Source organism: Mycolicibacter virginiensis, from assembly GCF_022374935.2.
In the GTDB taxonomy this organism is placed as follows: domain Bacteria; phylum Actinomycetota; class Actinomycetes; order Mycobacteriales; family Mycobacteriaceae; genus Mycobacterium; species Mycobacterium virginiense.
On sequence record NZ_CP092430.2, the window covers coordinates 1,103,797 to 1,120,301 of the forward strand.

The window sequence follows — 16,505 nt, forward strand, 5'->3', positions numbered from 1 at the left end:
TAGCTTGTCAGACGTCTGCGCCTCGGGTGATCTCGCGGGCGGCCGCCACCGCCGCCAGCTTGTCCGGGTTGCGCATCGCGTAGAAGTTCGTGATTAGCCCGTCGACGATCTCGACGGTGAACACGCCCTCCAGGCGATCGGCGCTGTAGAGCAGCACCGCGGGCGCGGAGTTGCAGACGCCCATGTCCACCCGGACGTCGGGCATCTGTGCCCCCTGCCGCAGCAGCCCGATGACCGTACGGGCGACCTTGTCGGCGCCCACGACCGGCCGTCTGGCCGCGCTGGCCTTGCCGCCGCTGTCGGCGGTCCACACCACGTCGGGCGCCAGCATCGACAGCACGGTGGTGAGGTCCCCGCCCGCCGCCGCGGTCATGAACTCCGCGGTGACCCGCGCGCTCTCCTCCGGGTCTATTGGGGCGTAGCGGGGTCGCCGGGCCTGAACGTGGTTGCGGGCCCGGTGCGCGACCTGACGGGCCGCGGCCGCGGATTTGCCGACCGCGGCCGCGATCTCGTCGTAGTCGAACCCGAACACTTCACGCAGCACGAACACCGCGCGCTCCTCGGGGCGCAGCGTCTCCAGCACCACCAGCATGGCCATCGAGACCGATTCGGCCAGTACGACGTCCGCCGAGGGATCGTGCTCGGTGAGCAGCAGCGGCTCGGGCAGCCACGGCCCGACGTACTCCTCGCGGCGTCGAGCGCCGGCCCGCAGGGCGTTGAGTGCCTGACGGGTGACCAGGCTGGCCAGGTAAGCCTTGACGTCGCGAACCTCGGCCAGATCGACTTCGGCCCAGCGCAGGTAGCTGTCCTGCAAGACGTCGTCGGATTCGGTTGCCGAGCCCAGGATCTCGTAGGCGATGGTGAACAGCAGCGGCCGGAGCTCGGTGAACCGTTGGGCTTGTTCGTTTTTCACACCGCCGCCTCCTGCTCGCTCCGGGCCGCACGGGTGCCGGCCTTCATCCAACGGTAGGAGCCCGGCTTAGCCGCCTCGTCCCGAATCCACTTGACCGTGTATTTGCAGATCGACTCCTTGACCACGGCGCCAAGCCGGCCGCCGACGAACGCCTTGATCGGGGTGTCATCGCGGCGGGACAACTGCACGGTCGCCGCGTCGCGCCCCACGCTGATGCACTGGGCGGCGAACGCCTGGTCCAGCGCGACCGGTGAGGTGCCGGCGATGCGGGCCAACACGGTGTTGGCGGCTTGGGCGCCCAGCGGCAGGGCGGCCTGGCAGCTCATCCGCAGCGGCCGGCCCGAGGGGGCGACGGCATCCCCGGCCGCCACGATCCACGGGTTGTCGACACTGGTCAGGGTTTCGTCGGTGAGCAGCCGGCCCAACGCGTCGGTGGCCAGTCCGCTGGCCGCGGCCAGGTCCGGCACGCCGAAGCCCGCCGTCCAGACCGTCACTGCGCTGGGTAGCACGGTGCCGTCCCGCAACACCAGAGCGTCGGCGCGCACCTCGGCGACGACCGCGGCCTCGCGAACATCGACACCCAGCTTGCGCAGCGCCTTGGCCACCGAGCGCCGGCCCGCCGCGTGCAGTGACGGTCCCAGCATCTCGCCGCAGACCAGGGTCACCGGCCGACCCTGCCCGGCCAGTTCGGAGGCGGCCTCGATTCCGGTCAGTCCACCGCCCACCACCGTCACCGGGGCGTCGGGCGTCAACTCGTCGAGCCGGGTCAGCAGCCGGGTGGCATGCTCCAATTCGCTGATGGAGTAGGCGAATTCGGCGGCTCCGGGAACCGCCGGGGTGATCGCCCCGGTGCTGCCCACCGCGTAGATGAGGAAGTCGTAGCGCAGGATGGTGCCCGACGCCAGCTGGATGCGCCGATCGGCGGCGTCGATCCGGGTGGCGGAGTCGACCAGCAGCCGGACTCCGTCACCGAGCAGTTCGGGGTAGTCGATGGTGGCCGTGCCGGTGCCGGCAACGTACTGGTGCAGCCGGATCCGCTCGACGAATGCCGGGCGCGGGTTGACCAGGGTGATGTCGACGTCCGGGTGCTGGCGCAGCCGGTTGGCGGCCAGGGTGCCGGCGTAGCCGCCGCCGATGATGACGACCTGGATGCGGGTCATGAGGTGCTCCTGTCTCTTAGGGGTTATGCCCTCAAGACACCGCACGCCGACGAGATGTGACAGCTTGTGGCCCAGATCACTGGCCCGTTGTCACGCTCAGGGTTGGTAGCGCGGGAACACCCCGGACGGCGCCGGTAGCGTCAGGCCCGGTGTCAAGCGCTCGGGCACGGCGGTGAACATCCGCTGCTCGCTGGTCTGGCCCAGCAGGTCCAGCAGCTTGCCCGCCGATTCGGGCATTACCGGCTGCACCAGCAGCGCGGCGATTCGCACCGCTTCGAGCGTGGTGTACAGAACCGTGCCGAAGCGGGCCTGGTCGGCCGCCGACTCGCTCTTGGCCAGCTTCCACGGCTCGTTGGCCGAGAAATACCGGTTGGCCGCACCCAGCATCTGCCAGATCGCCTCTAGACCCAGGTGCATGGACTGCGTGCCGAACGCCGACCGCATTCTCTCCAGCAGCGAGTCGGCCAGTGCCAGCAGTTCCTCGCCGTCAGCGGCCTGAGCGGTCGGCGCGGGCACCACCCCGTCGAGGTTCTTGGCCACCATCGACAGCGAGCGCTGCGCCAGGTTGCCCAGCTCGTTTGCCAGGTCGGCGTTGACGCGGCCGATCATCGCCTCGTCGGAGATGCTGCCGTCCTGGCCGAATGGGATCTCGCGCAGCAGGAAATAGCGCACCTGGTCGACGCCGTACTTGTCGACGAACTCGACCGGGTCGATGACGTTGCCCACCGACTTGCTCATTTTCTCGCCGCTGTTGAGCAGGAAGCCGTGCGCGAACACCCTGCGCGGCAACTCGATTCCGGCTGACATCAAAAAGGCCGGCCAGTACACAGTGTGGAACCGGATGATGTCCTTGCCGATCATGTGCAGATCGGCGGGCCAGTACCGGCGGAACGATTCCGAGTCGGTGTCGGGGTAGCCGACGCCGGTCAGGTAGTTGGTCAGCGCGTCCACCCAGACGTACATGACGTGGTCGGGGTGTCCGGGCACCGGCACGCCCCAGTTGAACGAGGTGCGCGAGATCGACAGATCCCGCAGCCCGCCGGAGACGAAGCTGACCACCTCGTTGCGGCGCACGTCGGGGGCGATGAAGTCCGGGTTCGCCTCGTAGTGCGCCAGCAGCCGGTCGGCATAGGCCGAGAGCCGGAAGAAGAAGGTCTGCTCCTCGGTCCAGGTCACCGGCGCACCCGTCTCGGCGGCGACCCGCGAACCGTCCTCGGCCAGCCGCGTCTCGCCTTCGGTGAAGAAGCGCTCGTCGCGCACCGAGTACCAGCCGGAGTAGGCGTCCAGGTAGATGTCGCCGGCGTCGACCATGCGCTGCCAGATCGCTTTGGACGCCTCCAGGTGATCGGCGTCGGTGGTGCGGATGAACCGGTCGAAGGAGATGTTGAGCTTCTCCTGGAGCCGCTGGAACACATCGGAGTTGCGCCGCGCCAGATCCGCGGTCGGGATCCCCTCGGCGGCGGCGGTCTCGGCCATCTTCAGCCCGTGCTCGTCGGTGCCGGTCAGGTATCGCACGTCGAACCCGTCGAGCCGGTGGAACCGGGCGATCGCGTCGGTGGCGATGTACTCGTAGGCGTGGCCGATGTGCGGGTCACCGTTGGGGTAGGTGATCGCGGTGGTGACGTAGAAAGGCTTCGTTCTTCTCATCACTCGCCACCTTATTGTGTGCGGGTGAGCTCGAAACGATCAGCCAAAACTCCGCCGCCCGCACCGCAGGAGCTGAGTCCGCTGGTCGACGCCCACACCCACCTCGACGCCTGCGGCGGCGCCGACGCTGCGTCGGTACGCGCCATCATGGACCGCGCGGCCGCGGTCGGGGTGCAGGCGGCGGTGACCGTCGCCGACGACCTGGCGTCGGCTCGCTGGGTGATCCAGGCCGCCGACGCCGACGATCGGGTCTACGCAGCGGTCGCGCTGCATCCCACTCGCGCCAATACGCTCACCGACGCGGCGCGCTCCGAGATCGAGGCGCTGGCCGCCCACCCTCGGGTGGTGGCGGTCGGGGAGACCGGCATGGACCTGTACTGGCCCGGGCGTCTGGAGGGCTGTGCGGACCCGCAGATCCAGCGCGAGGCGTTCGCCTGGCACATCGACCTGGCTAAACGCACCGGCAAACCGCTGATGATCCACAACCGCGACGCCGACGCCGCCGTGCTCGATGTGCTGCGCGCCGAAGGCGCCCCGGAGACGGTGATCTTCCACTGTTTCTCGTCGGGTCCGGAGATGGCTCACACCTGTATCGACGCCGGCTGGATATTGAGCCTGTCCGGCACCGTCAGCTTCAAAAATGCCCGCGACCTGCGGGAAGCGGCAGCATTGATTCCGGATGCGCAGCTTCTGGTGGAGACCGACGCGCCGTTTTTGACTCCGCATCCGTACCGCGGTTCACCGAACGAGCCCTACTGTCTGCCATACACTGTCAGGGCGCTGGCCGAGCTGTTGGGAAGATCGGCAGCCGAGCTGGCGCAGGTCACGAACCGCAACGCCCGGCGGGTGTATGGGCTGGGCTGAGGGTCGAGCAGATCACATTTGGTTGCCGACCGCGTGTCGGTTCGTTACCGTTCCGTTATCGAACCTGGGGCACCGCAAGGGCCCCATTGCTGTGCCTTCAACGTCGTGAGGTTTTTGCCTTGAATGCTTGGACCAGGCTGCATCAGGCGCCATCGCCGATGCTGCGGTTTCTGGTCGGCGCTTTGCTGCTGGTGCTGACCTTTGCCGGCGGCTTCGCGGTCGCCAGTGCCAAGACCGTGACGCTGGACGTTGACGGAACCCCGATCACCGTCACCACTATGCGGTCGCGGGTCATCGACGTCGTCTCCGAGAACGGCTTCAACCTCGGCGAGCGCGACGACGTGACCCCCGCCCGCAACGCGCAGGTGCGCGACTCCGACACGATCATGGTCCGCCGCGGCCGGCCGCTGCAGGTGTCGCTGGATGGGCGCGAGCCCCAGCAGGTGTGGACGACGGCGCTCTCGGTTGACGAGGCGCTGGCCCAGCTCTCGATGACCGACACTGCCCCCGCTGCGGCGTCGCGCGGCAGCCGCGTCCCGCTGGCCGGAATGGCGCTGCCGGTCGTCAGCGCGAAGACAGTCACGATCGACGACGGTGGTGTGGTGCGCACCGTGCACCTGGCCGCGCCCAATGTCGCCGAACTGCTGGCCGCCGACGGTGCCCCGCTGGAGCAGGCCGACAAGGTCATCCCGGCGGCATCGTCGCCGGTCACCGAGGGTATGCAGATCCAGGTGACGCGGATCCGGGTCAAGCAGGTCACCGAGCGGGTGCCGCTGCCCCCGCCGGCCCGTCGTATTGAAGACCCGACCATGAACATCAGTCGGCAGGTGGTCGACGACCCGGGCACCCCGGGCACCCAGGACGTGACCTACTCGGTGGCCACCGTCAACGGCGCCGAGACCGGCCGCCTGCCGGTCGCCAACGCGGTGGTGGATCCGGCCCGCGACTCGGTACTGCGAGTCGGCGCCAAGCCTGGCACCGAGGTCCCGCCCTCGGTGTACGGAGCGGCCTGGGACCGCATCGCCAACTGTGAGTCGCACGGAAACTGGGCGATCAACACCGGCAACGGCTTCTACGGCGGCGTGCAGTTCGACTACGGCACGTGGGTGGCCAACGGCGGCCTGAAGTACGCGCCGCGCGCGGACATGGCTACCCGCGAAGAGCAGATCGCGATCGCGGAGGTCACCCAGGCCCGCCAAGGCTGGGGCGCCTGGCCGGTGTGCAGCGGGAGGCGCTGACCATCGGGCTACTCGGGGCCGGTGACATCAGGGCCCTGGCAAACGAACTCGACCTGCGGCCCCGGAAATCGCTGGGGCAGAACTTCGTTCACGACGCAAACACGGTGCGCCGGATTGTGGACGGCGCCGGTATCACCGCCGACGACCATGTCCTCGAAGTCGGGCCCGGGCTGGGCTCGTTGACCCTGGCGTTGCTCGAGCACGGCCCGACGGTGATCGCCGTCGAGAAGGATCCGGTGCTGGCCGCCCGATTGCCGCAGACCATCGCCGAACACGCGCCCGCTGACGCGGCCCGGCTCGAGGTGCTCGGCGCCGATGTCTTGACCCTGCGCCGCGACGAGGTGGCGACCGCGCCGACGGCGGTGGTGGCGAATCTGCCTTACAACGTGGCGGTTCCGGCGTTGCTGCACCTGCTGTCGGAGTTCGGCTCCATCCGCACCGTGACGGTCATGGTGCAGTTGGAGGTGGCCGAGCGACTGGCCGCCGAGCCGGGGGGCAAGGACTACGGGGTGCCCAGCGCCAAGGCGCGGTTCTTCGGTGCGGTGCGTCGTTGCGGCACGGTACCGCCCAGCGTGTTCTGGCCGGTGCCGCGGGTGAATTCCGGGCTGGTGCGCATCGACCGGTACGACGCCGCTCCGTGGCCGGTCGATGATGCATTTCGTCGACAGGTCTTCACTTTGATCGACGTCGCGTTTGCGCAGCGTCGCAAGACTATCCGCAACGCGTTCGCCGACTGGGCGGGATCGGGAGCGCGGTCTGCCGAGTTGTTGGAGGCCGCGGGCATCGATCCGATGAGCCGCGGCGAGACACTGGCGATCGACGATTTCGTGCGCCTGCTTCAGATCTCGACAGGCTTGGGCGGCCCGGCGTGCGACAGCAGCGCGCGGGACAACTCCGCGACGAAGTCGGCGCAGGACTCGTAGCGGCGCGCCGGAAACTTCGCCAGCGCACGTTGCACCACCACGTCGGCGGCTCGCGCCGCCGGACCGAGCGTGTCGGACAGCGGCGGCGGTAGCAGCCGCAGGTGCGCATCGGCCAGATCGGCGGCGCACTGAGCGGGGAAAGGTGGCGCTCCGGTAAGCAGCTCGACAGCCGTGCAGGCCAAGGCGTATTCGTCGGTGGCTGCCGACGGGGCCTTGCCCTGCAGGATCTCCGGCGCGGTGTAGGGCAATGAGACTTCGGGGCGTTCGGAATGTCGGGCCCGGTGCCACACGTCTTCGACGACGGCGTGGGCCGCTCCGAAATCGGTCAGCACCGCACCGCCCCGGCCGAAGTCGGCGTGGATCAGGATGTTGGCGGGCTTGACGTCACAGTGCACGATGCCGCGACGGTGTGCGTAGTCGAGCGCGGCTGCGATCTGGGCCAGCGCGGCCAGGCGGTCATCGAGGGTGCGGAGACCGGTCGCCTTACCGCCGTCGACGTACTGCATCGCCAACCAGAACGGCCCGTGTCGGTACACCGCGACAATGTGGCGGTGCTTGAGGGCGTTCGCGAACGCGAACTCGCGGTCCAGCCGGCCCTGCTCCGCGGGGGAGCGGTGCGACTCGTCGAGGACCTTCAGCGCCACTGGCACGTCGGGGCTGCTGCGGTGGTGGGCCAGATACACCCCGGCGTGCCCGCCGTGGCCGACCTCCCGCTCGATCAGGTAGCCGCCGTAGTCGCCGGCTGCGTTCATGACCTCAGATTAGGGCGCGCACAGCTACCTCGCAGAAAACTGAGAGTAGCATGATCGAATAGCTAAAAAGCGATGACATTTCGCTGGCGCGAGGTGAATAATCGACCCGATTGCATCAGCATCCAGGAGGCCGCCATGACAACTCTGTCCCATCGCAAACTGAGTTCCATCGGTGCCGTGCCTCTGACGCTGACCGCCATTGCCGCCCTCGGTGTCGCGCCGGTGGTGGCGCCCACCCTGGCCGCGACTGCCAAAACAGTGGTCGCGCAAACGACTTTGCTGGACACCGAATCGTGGATCATGGGCGGCAGCGGGCTGCCGATCCCGCCGCCGCAGTACCTGACCGCCCTCACCGATCGGTTCATCTCGCCGGAGACCCCGAAGTTCGAGGGCCAGCCCACTTTTCAGGTGGACGCCACCAACCCGTTGTTCACCCCGGAGGGTCTCTACCCGCTGACCGGCGTGAAGACGCTGCCGCTCGACACCTCGCTGGCCCAGGGCTCCACCATCCTGTACCAGAAGATCATGGAAGAGGTCGGCAAAGGCAATGACCTTGTCGTACTAGGCTATTCGCAGAGTGGTGTCATCAACGGGCTGGTCATGGACCAGCTGCTGGCCCTGCCCGAGGACGAGCGTCCGACCTCCGATCAGCTGTCGTTCGTGACGCTGGGCAGCCCGGCCAACCCCAACGGTGGCCTGCTGTCCCGCTTCGACGTTCCCGGGGTTCCGCTGAGCCTGCCCGCCCTCGGCGTCACGTTCAGCGGAGGTGCACCGTCTGAGACGCCTTGGGAGACAGCCAATTACATCCAGGAGTACGACGGCTTCGCGGACTTCCCGAAGTACCCGCTGAACTTCCTGGCTGACATCAACGCCTTCCTGGGCATCATGTTCATTCACGGCACCTACCCCTCGCTGACCGACGCCCAGCTGGCGACGGCGATCGAGTTGGACACCTCCGGCGACTACACCGGCAACAACCAGTACTTCATGATTCCCACCGAGGACCTGCCGCTGCTGCAGCTGTTGCGCGGCAACGCATTCGGCAACGCGTTCGCCGACCTGTTGCAGCCGGCCCTGCGGGTGCTGATCAACCTCGGCTACGGCAACATCGAGCACGGTTGGGACCAGGGCCCGGCGGACATCTCCACGCCGTTCGGACTGTTCCCCGACGTGAACCCGATGGACGTGCTCACCGCACTGGTCAACGGTGCCGAACAGGGTTGGAATGACTTCATCGCCGACCTGCAGAACATGGGGTCCGGCAGCGCGACCGACCTGTTCGGCCTGGACGGTGGCGGCCCCGCGGACTTCTCTCTGCCGAGCCTGATGGATGTGGTCAACACCCTCAGCGGTGCCGCGGCGACCTTGTACGCGACGTTGCTGCCGACCGCCGACATCATCAATTCGCTGATCACCACGCTGCCGGCCTACAGCGCGAGCCTGTTCTTCAACGAGCTGATGTCCGGTGATCTGCTGGGGGCGATCGGGATGCCGCTGGCGGCCACCACCGGGTTGGTCACCATGGCCGGCGGGTTCGAGGTGGAGGTTCTGATGAACGCCTTCAGCTCGATCAGCGCCGACTTCGCCGACCTGTTCTCCTGATCGATCGGGATTCTCGGCCCGGAGCCCGGGTGCTGGGCCCCCGGGGACCGATAGTCTCATCGGCGTGACCGCATCCGACGGCAATGCCGCCACCGAATGGTCCCCGACCGGTTCGGTGACGGTGCGGGTACCGGGCAAGCTCAACCTCTACCTGGCCGTCGGTGACTGTCGCGATGACGGTTACCACGAGCTGACCACCGTCTTCCATGCGGTTTCGTTGGTCGACGAGGTGACCGTCCGCGACGCCGACGTGCTGTCGTTGCGGGTCAGCGGCGAGGGTGCCGATGTGCTGCCCACCGATGAGCGCAACCTGGCGTGGCAGGCCGCCGAGCTGATGGCCGAGTATGTAGGCCGGGCTCCGGACGTGGCCATCAGCATCGACAAGTCCATTCCGGTGGCCGGTGGCATGGCTGGCGGCAGTGCCGACGCCGCGGCGGTGCTGGTCGGCATGAACGTGCTGTGGGAACTGGGCGTACCGCGCCGCGACCTGCACTCACTGGCCGCCAGGTTGGGCAGCGACGTGCCGTTCGCGCTGCACGGCGGCACGGCGTTGGGCACCGGGCGCGGTGAGGAACTGGCGACGGTGCTCACCCGCGAGACGTTCCACTGGGTGCTGGCGTTCGCCGACCGGGGGCTGTCGACGCCGGCGGTCTTCAAAGAACTGGACCGGCTGCGCGACACCGGGCGCAAGCTGCCCGAGTCGGGCGATCCCGAGCCGGTGCTGGCCGCGTTGGCCGCCGGCGACCCACAGCGGCTGGCCGGATTGCTCGGCAATGACCTGCAGGCGGCGGCGATCAGCCTCAACCCTGACCTGCGCCGCACCTTGCGCGCCGGCGTGGAGGCGGGTGCCCTGGCCGGTGTGGTGTCCGGATCCGGTCCGACGTGCGCGTTCCTGTGCAGTTCGGCGCAGTCGGCGGCGGACGTCGCCGTCGAGCTGTCGGCGCTCGGGGCGGGACGGGCGGTGCGCGTGGCCAGCGGTCCGGTCTACGGCGCCCGAGTGGTGCCGTCGTCGGTCAGTGGGGCCTGACCGCCACCCCGCTCCGCTAGCAGATTTGCCCGCGGATTAAGAGGAGTTTAAGATGGCCCGCGGTGATTATTTGCGGCCAGGACAACCTTGCCACCCAGACGCTCGCCGCTCTGGTGGGCCGCGCATTACGGTATCGAGATCTAACCGCCACCGAATTGTGTGCGTGTGCCTCTCGCGGAGTGGTCAACAGCAGGTGGAACATGAAATCTGAGCCCGTATGGAAAGTACTGGTGCCGGCTAGGAGGCCGTCGTGAGCAGGTTTACCGACAACATGTTCCGTAGTGCCCGGGAGTCGTCCAAGGGCATGGTTACCGGTGAGCCGCACACGCCCGTCCGGCACACCTGGGCCGAGGTCCATGAACGCGCCCGGCGTATCGCTGGCGGGCTGGCTGCGGCCGGCGTCGGCCCGGGCGACGCCGTCGGCGTGCTCGCCGGTGCCCCTGTCGAAATCGCCCCCACCGCCCAGGGTGTATGGATGCGCGCGGCGAGCCTGACCATGCTGCACCAGCCCACCCCCCGTACCGACCTCGCGGTGTGGGCCGAGGACACCATGACCGTCGTCGACATGATCGACGCCAAAGCCGTCATCATCTCCGACCCCTTCATGCCGGCTGCCCCCGTGCTGGAAGAGAAGGGCCTGAAGGTCGTCACGGTCGCTGACCTGCTGGCCGCCGAACCGATCGACCCGGAAGAAGCCGGTGAGGACGATCTGGCGCTGATGCAGTTGACCTCCGGCTCGACCGGGTCGCCGAAGGCCGTGCAGATCACCCACCGCAACATCTATTCCAACGCCGAGGCGATGTTCATCAGCGCTGAGTACGACGTCGAGAAGGACGTCATGATCAGCTGGCTGCCGTGCTTCCACGACATGGGCATGATCGGCTTCCTGACCGTGCCGATGTACTTCGGCGCCGAACTGGTCAAGATCACCCCGATGGACTTCCTGCGGGACACCCTGCTGTGGGCCAAGCTGATCGACAAGTACAAGGGCACCATGACCGCGGCCCCGAACTTTGCCTACGCGCTGTTCGCCAAGCGGCTGCGCAAGCAGGCCACGCCGGGCCAGTTCGACCTGTCCACCCTGCGGTTCGCGCTCTCGGGTGCCGAGCCGGTGGAGCCGGCCGACGTCGAGGACCTGATCGACGCCGGTAAGCCGTTCGGGCTGAACCCGGCCGCTATCCTGCCGGCCTACGGCATGGCCGAAACCGTCTTGGCGGTGTCGTTCTCCAAGTGCGGTGCGGGCCTGGTGGTCGACGAGGTCGACGCCGACCTGCTGGCTGCGCTGCGCCAGGCGGTGCCCGCCACCAAGGGCAACACCCGCCGACTGGCCTCGCTGGGGCCGCTGCTGGAAGGCATCGAGATCCGGATCGTCGACGAGCACGGCAGTTCGTTGCCGCCGCGCGGGGTCGGAGTGATCCAGCTGCGCGGTGAGCCGGTGACCCCGGGCTACCTGACCATGGCAGGCTTCCTGCCGGCGCAGGACGAGCACGGTTGGTATGACACCGGCGACCTGGGCTATCAGATGGAGGACGGCCACGTCGTGGTGTGTGGCCGCGTCAAGGACGTCATCATCATGGCGGGCCGCAACATCTACCCGACCGACATCGAGCGGGCCGCGGGACGCGTCGAGGGCGTCCGCCCGGGCTGCGCGGTCGCGGTGCGCCTGGACGCCGGGCACTCACGTGAGACGTTCGCGGTCGCGGTGGAATCCAATGCCTGGCAGGACCCGGTCGAGGTACGCCGTATCGAGCACCAGGTCGCCCATGAGGTGGTCACCGAGGTCGACATGCGGCCCCGCAACGTCGTGGTGCTCGGGCCGGGCAGTATCCCCAAGACGCCGTCGGGCAAGCTGCGCCGGGCCAACTCCGTCGCGCTGGTCACTTAACCCACGCCGAGCAGTCGCGAAAGCCCCCAAATCCGTTCCGGATTGGGGGCTTTCGCGACTGCTCGTGCTACTAGCCCCAGGCGTGGACGACGTTCTGGGCCGGTTCCAGCCCCAGTTCGATCAGCAGCTCGGTGGCGTCGGCGGACTGCTCGCAGATCGTCGGTAGCTCGTCGCGCTCCCGGGCAGTGAACGCCTGCAGCACGAACGCCGCCGGATCTTGGCGGCCGGGTGGCCGGCCGATCCCGAGACGGACCCGTTGAAAATCCTTGCTGCCCAACACGGTCGCGATCGAGCGCAGGCCGTTGTGGCCGCCCTCGCCGCCGCCCTGCTTGAGCCGGATCCGGCCGAAATCCAGGTCGAGATCGTCGTGAATCACCACGACCCCGCCGGTGGGCACTGAATAGAACTTGGCCAGTGGGCCCACCTGGCGGCCCGACTCATTCATGTAGCAGCGTGGCCGGGCCAGCACCACCGAGCGCCCGCTCAGGCGCCCGGTGGCCACGTCGGCACCCGACTTCTTGTGCAGCTTGAACGGCGATCCGATCCGCTCGGCGAGCAGGTCGACGACCATGAAGCCGACATTGTGCCGGGTGCGGGCGTAGGTCGGGCCCGGGTTGCCCAGGCCGACCACCAGCATCGGTGGTGACTCGGCCACGCGGTGCTCGGCTTACTCGGACTCGGCGGCCGCGCCCTCGGCGGCCTCCGCGCCGGCTTCCTCGCCCGCAGCCTCGGCCTCGGCCGGCTCCTCGGCGCTCGGGGCCTCGATCACGTTGACCAGCAGCAGTTCGGGGTCGGAGACCAGGCTCACGCCGTTGGGCAGCTCTAGGGCGCCGGCGGTGAACTGGGTGCCGGCCTCGGCGCCCTCGATGGAGACGGTCAGCTGCTCGGGAATCGACAGCGCCTCGGCCTCGATCTCCACGGCGGTGGCGTCCTGGGTGACCAGGGTGCCGGCCGCGGCGTCGCCCTCGATGACGACGTTGACCTCGACAGTCACCTTCTCACCGCGACGCACGACCAGCAGGTCGGCGTGCTGGATGGTGCGACGGATCGGGTGGATCTCGAGTGCCTTGGTCAGCGCCAGCTGCTCCTTGCCCTCGATGTCGAGGGTGAGTACGGCGTTGGTACCGGAGTGGCGCAGCACGGCCGCGAAGTCGTGGGCCGGAAGCTCCAGGTGCTGCGGCTCGGTGCCGTGGCCGTAAAGGACCGCGGGGACCCGGCCTGCGCGGCGGGCCCGGCGCGAGGCGCCCTTGCCGGTCTCGGTCCGCACCGAAACGGTCAGCTGGTTGGTGGTCGGGCTCTTAGCCATGGGGAACTCCTTGGTTGCTACGGCGTGCATGAGGCACGGCCAGATCGCGACAACCATCTAGGAGGTCCTCGTCGATAACGGCGGCCAAATGGTGGCCGCCCTCGCCGTGACGCCTGGTCAGGCTAGCGCATCGGCAGCTCAGAGCGGAAATTGAACCCCGGTGAGCTGCGCAGACAGCTCCCACAGCTCGGCGGCCGTGGAGCCGCGCTTGGCCAACAGACTGCGGCCCACCGGCCCGCTGCGACCGACAATGCCGAAGCGCGGACCGATGAAGGTATTACCGGACAGATCCTGCGACGCCGCGTAGAGAGTCTGGCGCGCCCCGAAATCGGGGCTGGTGGCGAACAGGCCGTTGCCGAAGGTGCGCATCACCAGGTCGCCGATCCGATTGCCGGTCTGGCCCTGCAGGTTGGTGCTCGAATAGCCGGGATGGGCGGCCAGCGCGCGCAGCGGTGAACCCGCGGCCACGAGCCGGCGTTGCAGTTCGCTGGTGAACAGCAGATTGGCCAGCTTGGCCTGGCCGTAGGCCAACCACGCCGAATACCGCCGGGACTCCCAGTTCAGGTCCTTGAGGCTGAGGTAGCCCATCCGGTGCAGCGCTGAGGACACCGTCACCACCCGGTCGGTGAGCTTGGGCAACAGCAGGTTGGTCAGCGCGAAATGACCCAGGTGGTTGGTGCCGATCTGGCTCTCAAAACCGTCGACGGTCTTGCTGTAGGGCACCGCCATGATGCCGGCGTTGTTGATCAGCACATCGACGGCCGCGGTCTCCTCGGCGAACTGCCGCACCGAGGACAGGTCCGCCAGATCCAAGGCGCGAACCGTCACGTCACCCGGCATCCCCGCCGCGGCGGCCTGGCCCTTGGCGGTGTTGCGGACGGCCAGGGTCACGGCGGCGCCGACCCGGGCCAATTCGCGTGCGGTCACCGCCCCCAAACCGCTGTTGGCTCCGGTGACGATGACGGATCGCCCGGCGAACGACGGCAGATCGGTGGCGGACCAGGAGGCCATGGCTGACACTCTAACGAGGCGCGCCCCCGTGTGCCGGGATGTCGATCGGACTCAGGAGCGACGTGAAGCAGTGGACCACCCTCGGATTGATTGTCATGATGCTGGCCGCAGTGAGCGGCTGCGGTAACCGGGAGTCGGCCGAACCCGCCAGCCCGGTGCCGGCCCAGTCGGCCGATCAGGTCCGTGAGATCGCGAAACAGGCCTACGTCTACGGCTTTCCGATGGTGGACTCCTACCGCATTCAGCACGCCTACTTCGTCGACAAGTCGGGTCCGCAGTACAAGGGCGACTGGAACCAGACGCACAGCACTGCAAGGGTTTACACCCCCGATGACACCACCGTGCAGACGCCGAACTCCGACACGCCCTACACGATGCTGGGCACCGATCTGCGGGCCGAGCCGTTGATACTGACAGTGCCGCCGATCGAGGAAGGCCGCTACTACTCGCTGCAGTTCATTGACGCCTACACCTCTAACTTCGCCTACGTCGGCAGCCGCACCACCGGCAATGGCGGCGGCCAGTACCTGCTGGCCGGCCCCGGCTGGAAGGGCGACAAGCCCGAGGGCGTCGACGAGGTGATTCGCTCCGACACCGACTTCGCACTGGTCATCTATCGCACCCAGTTGTTCGACCCGGCCGACATCGACAACGTCAAGAAGATCCAGGCCGGCTACACCGTGGAACCGCTGTCGGCCTACCTCAAGCAGTCCGCGGTGAGCGCCCCGCCGGTGGACTTCATTGCGCCACTGACGCCCGACGAGCAGAAGACCTCACCGAGGTTCTTCGAGATCTTGAGCTTCCTGCTGAAGTACGCGCCTGTCGTGCCCGGGGAGCAGGATCTGCGGGCCCGATTCGCCAGCATCGGCATCGGCCCCGACGGCACCTTCAACGCCGATGAACTCAGCGCCGAAACCCGCGACGCCGTCCAGGCCGGGATGGCGCAGGCCTGGGCGGAACTCAACGCGTTCAAGAAGGACAAGCTGGACACCGGCCAGGTGACGTCGGCGCAACTGTTCGGCACCCGGGAGTTCCTCGCCGGTAACTACCTGTACCGGATGGCCGGTGCGGTGCTCGGGATCTACGGCAACACCGCGCAGGAGGCCATCTATCCGGTGGTGGCCGTGGACTCCGACGGAGCGCCGCTGAGCGGGGCAGGAGGCTACACCCTGCGGTTCGCGCCCGAAGCGCTGCCACCGGTGAACTCGTTCTGGTCGCTGACCATGTACAAGATGCCCGAAAGTCTGTTGGTGGCCAACCCGATCAACCGGTATCTGATCAACTCGCCGATGCTGCCGGGTCTGACCCGCGATCCCGACGGCGGAATCACCGTCTACGTGCAGAACCAATCTCCCGGCGCGGCCAAGGAATCCAACTGGCTGCCCGCACCCGAGGGGCCGTTCCAGATGATCCTGCGGCTGTACTGGCCCAAGGAAGAAGCGCTCAACGGCGCCTGGGCACCGCCGAAGGCGGTGAAGAACTAGGCGGACCCGCTTAGTTGCAGTTGTTGGCGTGCACCCAGCGGCCGTTGTAGCCCACGCAGGTGTTGATCGGCGGAGGCGGTGGCGGCGGTGGCGGAGGCACGTCTTCGGGCAGCGGTGCGTAGTAGGCCGGCGGTGGCATCGGGTCGGCGCATCCGCTGACGTACACCCGACGGCCCACGCCGACGCAGCCCGCACTGGCGGTGCCGGCCGGGGTGAACACGACCACGGCGCCCGGCAGGCTGGTCAGGGTCAGTGCCGCGACGACCCAGATCCGGCGTGCCATCACTGGTCCAGCAGCGGGCGCTCGGGCTGGGGCAATCCGCAGCGGGCGCGGAAGTCGGCCAGCGGCTGGCGCAGCCCCAGCAGGTCGGAGTGGGCCTGCGGGTTGTCGGCGAAGAAGCTGCGAACCGCCTCGGGCACCTCGTCATCGGGCCGGTTGTGCAACCCGGTGTAGAAGTCGTTGACGTCGGGATGCGCGTAGAGGTAACCCGACGTCGAGGCGGCGACGCCGGTGGCCACGTTGGCCATGTCGGCGGCGGTGCAGCCGGGCTGCGGGTCGGCCAACGCCACGGCCGGCGTCAGCAGGCCGGTCGTGACGGCGATTACGCCGAAACCGGTCAGGCTCAGCGATGACAGGCGAACGAGCGACATGGCGGAACTCCCTTCAACGGGTGCGTCACTTTAACAAGACCT

At 68.1% G+C, this 16,505-nt stretch carries 16 protein-coding genes; 7 read left to right on the plus strand and 9 right to left on the minus strand.

The features are described 5' to 3' along the window. Positions 1 to 7: 7 nt before the first annotated feature. The 3 genes from MJO54_RS05455 to metG all read right to left on the minus strand — a co-directional run bounded on the left by MJO54_RS05455 (position 8) and on the right by metG (position 3,720). Complete coding sequence (locus MJO54_RS05455) at positions 8 to 913, minus strand: RNA polymerase sigma-70 factor (protein WP_046285161.1); 906 nt, start codon at positions 911 to 913, stop codon at positions 8 to 10. Further along, a complete protein-coding gene (locus MJO54_RS05460) occupies positions 910 to 2,073 on the minus strand; it encodes an NAD(P)/FAD-dependent oxidoreductase (RefSeq protein ID WP_046285160.1) in 1,164 nt (387 codons plus the stop codon). The genes MJO54_RS05455 and MJO54_RS05460 overlap by 4 nt, the downstream gene beginning before the upstream one ends. Before the next feature lie 96 nt (positions 2,074 to 2,169). Next, positions 2,170 to 3,720 (minus strand): methionine--tRNA ligase, encoded by a 1,551-nt coding sequence (gene metG / locus MJO54_RS05465; RefSeq protein WP_046285159.1) that lies wholly within the window; start codon positions 3,718 to 3,720, stop codon positions 2,170 to 2,172. Positions 3,721 to 3,738: 18 nt separating this feature from the next. Here metG and MJO54_RS05470 point away from each other — a divergent pair, with 18 nt between their 5' ends. The 3 genes from MJO54_RS05470 to rsmA all read left to right on the plus strand — a co-directional run bounded on the left by MJO54_RS05470 (position 3,739) and on the right by rsmA (position 6,745). Next, the gene (locus MJO54_RS05470; RefSeq protein ID WP_174549730.1) at positions 3,739 to 4,584 is read left to right on the plus strand and encodes a TatD family hydrolase; all 846 of its coding nucleotides are present in this window, start codon (positions 3,739 to 3,741) and stop codon (positions 4,582 to 4,584) included. 158 nt (positions 4,585 to 4,742) lie between these two features. Further along, positions 4,743 to 5,822, plus strand: coding sequence for a resuscitation-promoting factor (locus MJO54_RS05475; RefSeq protein ID WP_046285157.1), 1,080 nt, complete (start codon positions 4,743 to 4,745; stop codon positions 5,820 to 5,822). Next, positions 5,795 to 6,745 carry a 16S rRNA (adenine(1518)-N(6)/adenine(1519)-N(6))-dimethyltransferase RsmA gene (gene rsmA, locus MJO54_RS05480; protein WP_046285180.1) on the plus strand — a complete coding sequence of 317 codons (951 nt, stop codon included), beginning with the start codon at positions 5,795 to 5,797 and terminating at the stop codon, positions 6,743 to 6,745. Before MJO54_RS05475 ends, rsmA begins: the two co-directional genes overlap by 28 nt. Here the strand turns inward: rsmA and MJO54_RS05485 are convergent. Continuing rightward, on the minus strand, positions 6,661 to 7,497 hold the full coding sequence (locus MJO54_RS05485) for a serine/threonine-protein kinase (RefSeq protein WP_046285156.1): 837 nt from the start codon (positions 7,495 to 7,497) through the stop codon (positions 6,661 to 6,663). The two genes, rsmA and MJO54_RS05485, sit on opposite strands and share 85 nt — an antisense overlap. 135 nt (positions 7,498 to 7,632) lie before the next feature. Between MJO54_RS05485 and MJO54_RS05490 the strand changes: the two genes are divergently transcribed. The 3 genes from MJO54_RS05490 to MJO54_RS05500 all read left to right on the plus strand — a co-directional run bounded on the left by MJO54_RS05490 (position 7,633) and on the right by MJO54_RS05500 (position 12,011). Then, the gene (locus MJO54_RS05490; protein WP_105294782.1) at positions 7,633 to 9,099 is read left to right on the plus strand and encodes a PE-PPE domain-containing protein; all 1,467 of its coding nucleotides are present in this window, start codon (positions 7,633 to 7,635) and stop codon (positions 9,097 to 9,099) included. A 64-nt stretch (positions 9,100 to 9,163) separates the two neighbouring features. Continuing rightward, complete coding sequence (locus MJO54_RS05495; protein WP_046283948.1) at positions 9,164 to 10,126, plus strand: 4-(cytidine 5'-diphospho)-2-C-methyl-D-erythritol kinase; 963 nt, start codon at positions 9,164 to 9,166, stop codon at positions 10,124 to 10,126. 250 nt (positions 10,127 to 10,376) lie between these two features. Further along, on the plus strand, positions 10,377 to 12,011 hold the full coding sequence (locus tag MJO54_RS05500; protein WP_046283949.1) for a fatty acyl-AMP ligase: 1,635 nt from the start codon (positions 10,377 to 10,379) through the stop codon (positions 12,009 to 12,011). Between the two features lie 70 nt (positions 12,012 to 12,081). Here MJO54_RS05500 and pth read toward each other — a convergent pair whose 3' ends face one another. The 3 genes from pth to MJO54_RS05515 all read right to left on the minus strand — a co-directional run bounded on the left by pth (position 12,082) and on the right by MJO54_RS05515 (position 14,328). Further along, a complete protein-coding gene (gene pth, locus MJO54_RS05505; RefSeq protein ID WP_046283975.1) occupies positions 12,082 to 12,648 on the minus strand; it encodes an aminoacyl-tRNA hydrolase in 567 nt (188 codons plus the stop codon). 30 nt (positions 12,649 to 12,678) lie between these two features. Beyond that, positions 12,679 to 13,317 carry a 50S ribosomal protein L25/general stress protein Ctc gene (locus MJO54_RS05510; protein WP_046283976.1) on the minus strand — a complete coding sequence of 213 codons (639 nt, stop codon included), beginning with the start codon at positions 13,315 to 13,317 and terminating at the stop codon, positions 12,679 to 12,681. Positions 13,318 to 13,455: 138 nt separating this feature from the next. Then, positions 13,456 to 14,328: an oxidoreductase gene (locus MJO54_RS05515; RefSeq protein WP_046283977.1), complete on the minus strand. Its 873-nt coding sequence runs from the start codon at positions 14,326 to 14,328 to the stop codon at positions 13,456 to 13,458. A 95-nt stretch (positions 14,329 to 14,423) separates the two neighbouring features. On the opposite strand from MJO54_RS05515, the gene MJO54_RS05520 reads away from it, so the two are divergent. Continuing rightward, the gene (locus MJO54_RS05520; RefSeq protein WP_082108194.1) at positions 14,424 to 15,812 is read left to right on the plus strand and encodes a DUF1254 domain-containing protein; all 1,389 of its coding nucleotides are present in this window, start codon (positions 14,424 to 14,426) and stop codon (positions 15,810 to 15,812) included. Between the two features lie 10 nt (positions 15,813 to 15,822). On the opposite strand, the gene MJO54_RS05525 is transcribed toward MJO54_RS05520, so the two are convergent. Beyond that, entirely contained in the window at positions 15,823 to 16,095 is a 273-nt protein-coding gene (locus tag MJO54_RS05525; RefSeq protein ID WP_046283951.1) for a hypothetical protein, read from the minus strand. After that, entirely contained in the window at positions 16,095 to 16,463 is a 369-nt protein-coding gene (locus MJO54_RS05530; protein ID WP_046283952.1) for a heme-binding protein, read from the minus strand. Before MJO54_RS05530 ends, MJO54_RS05525 begins: the two co-directional genes overlap by 1 nt. Between the last annotated feature and the right edge of the window lie 42 nt (positions 16,464 to 16,505).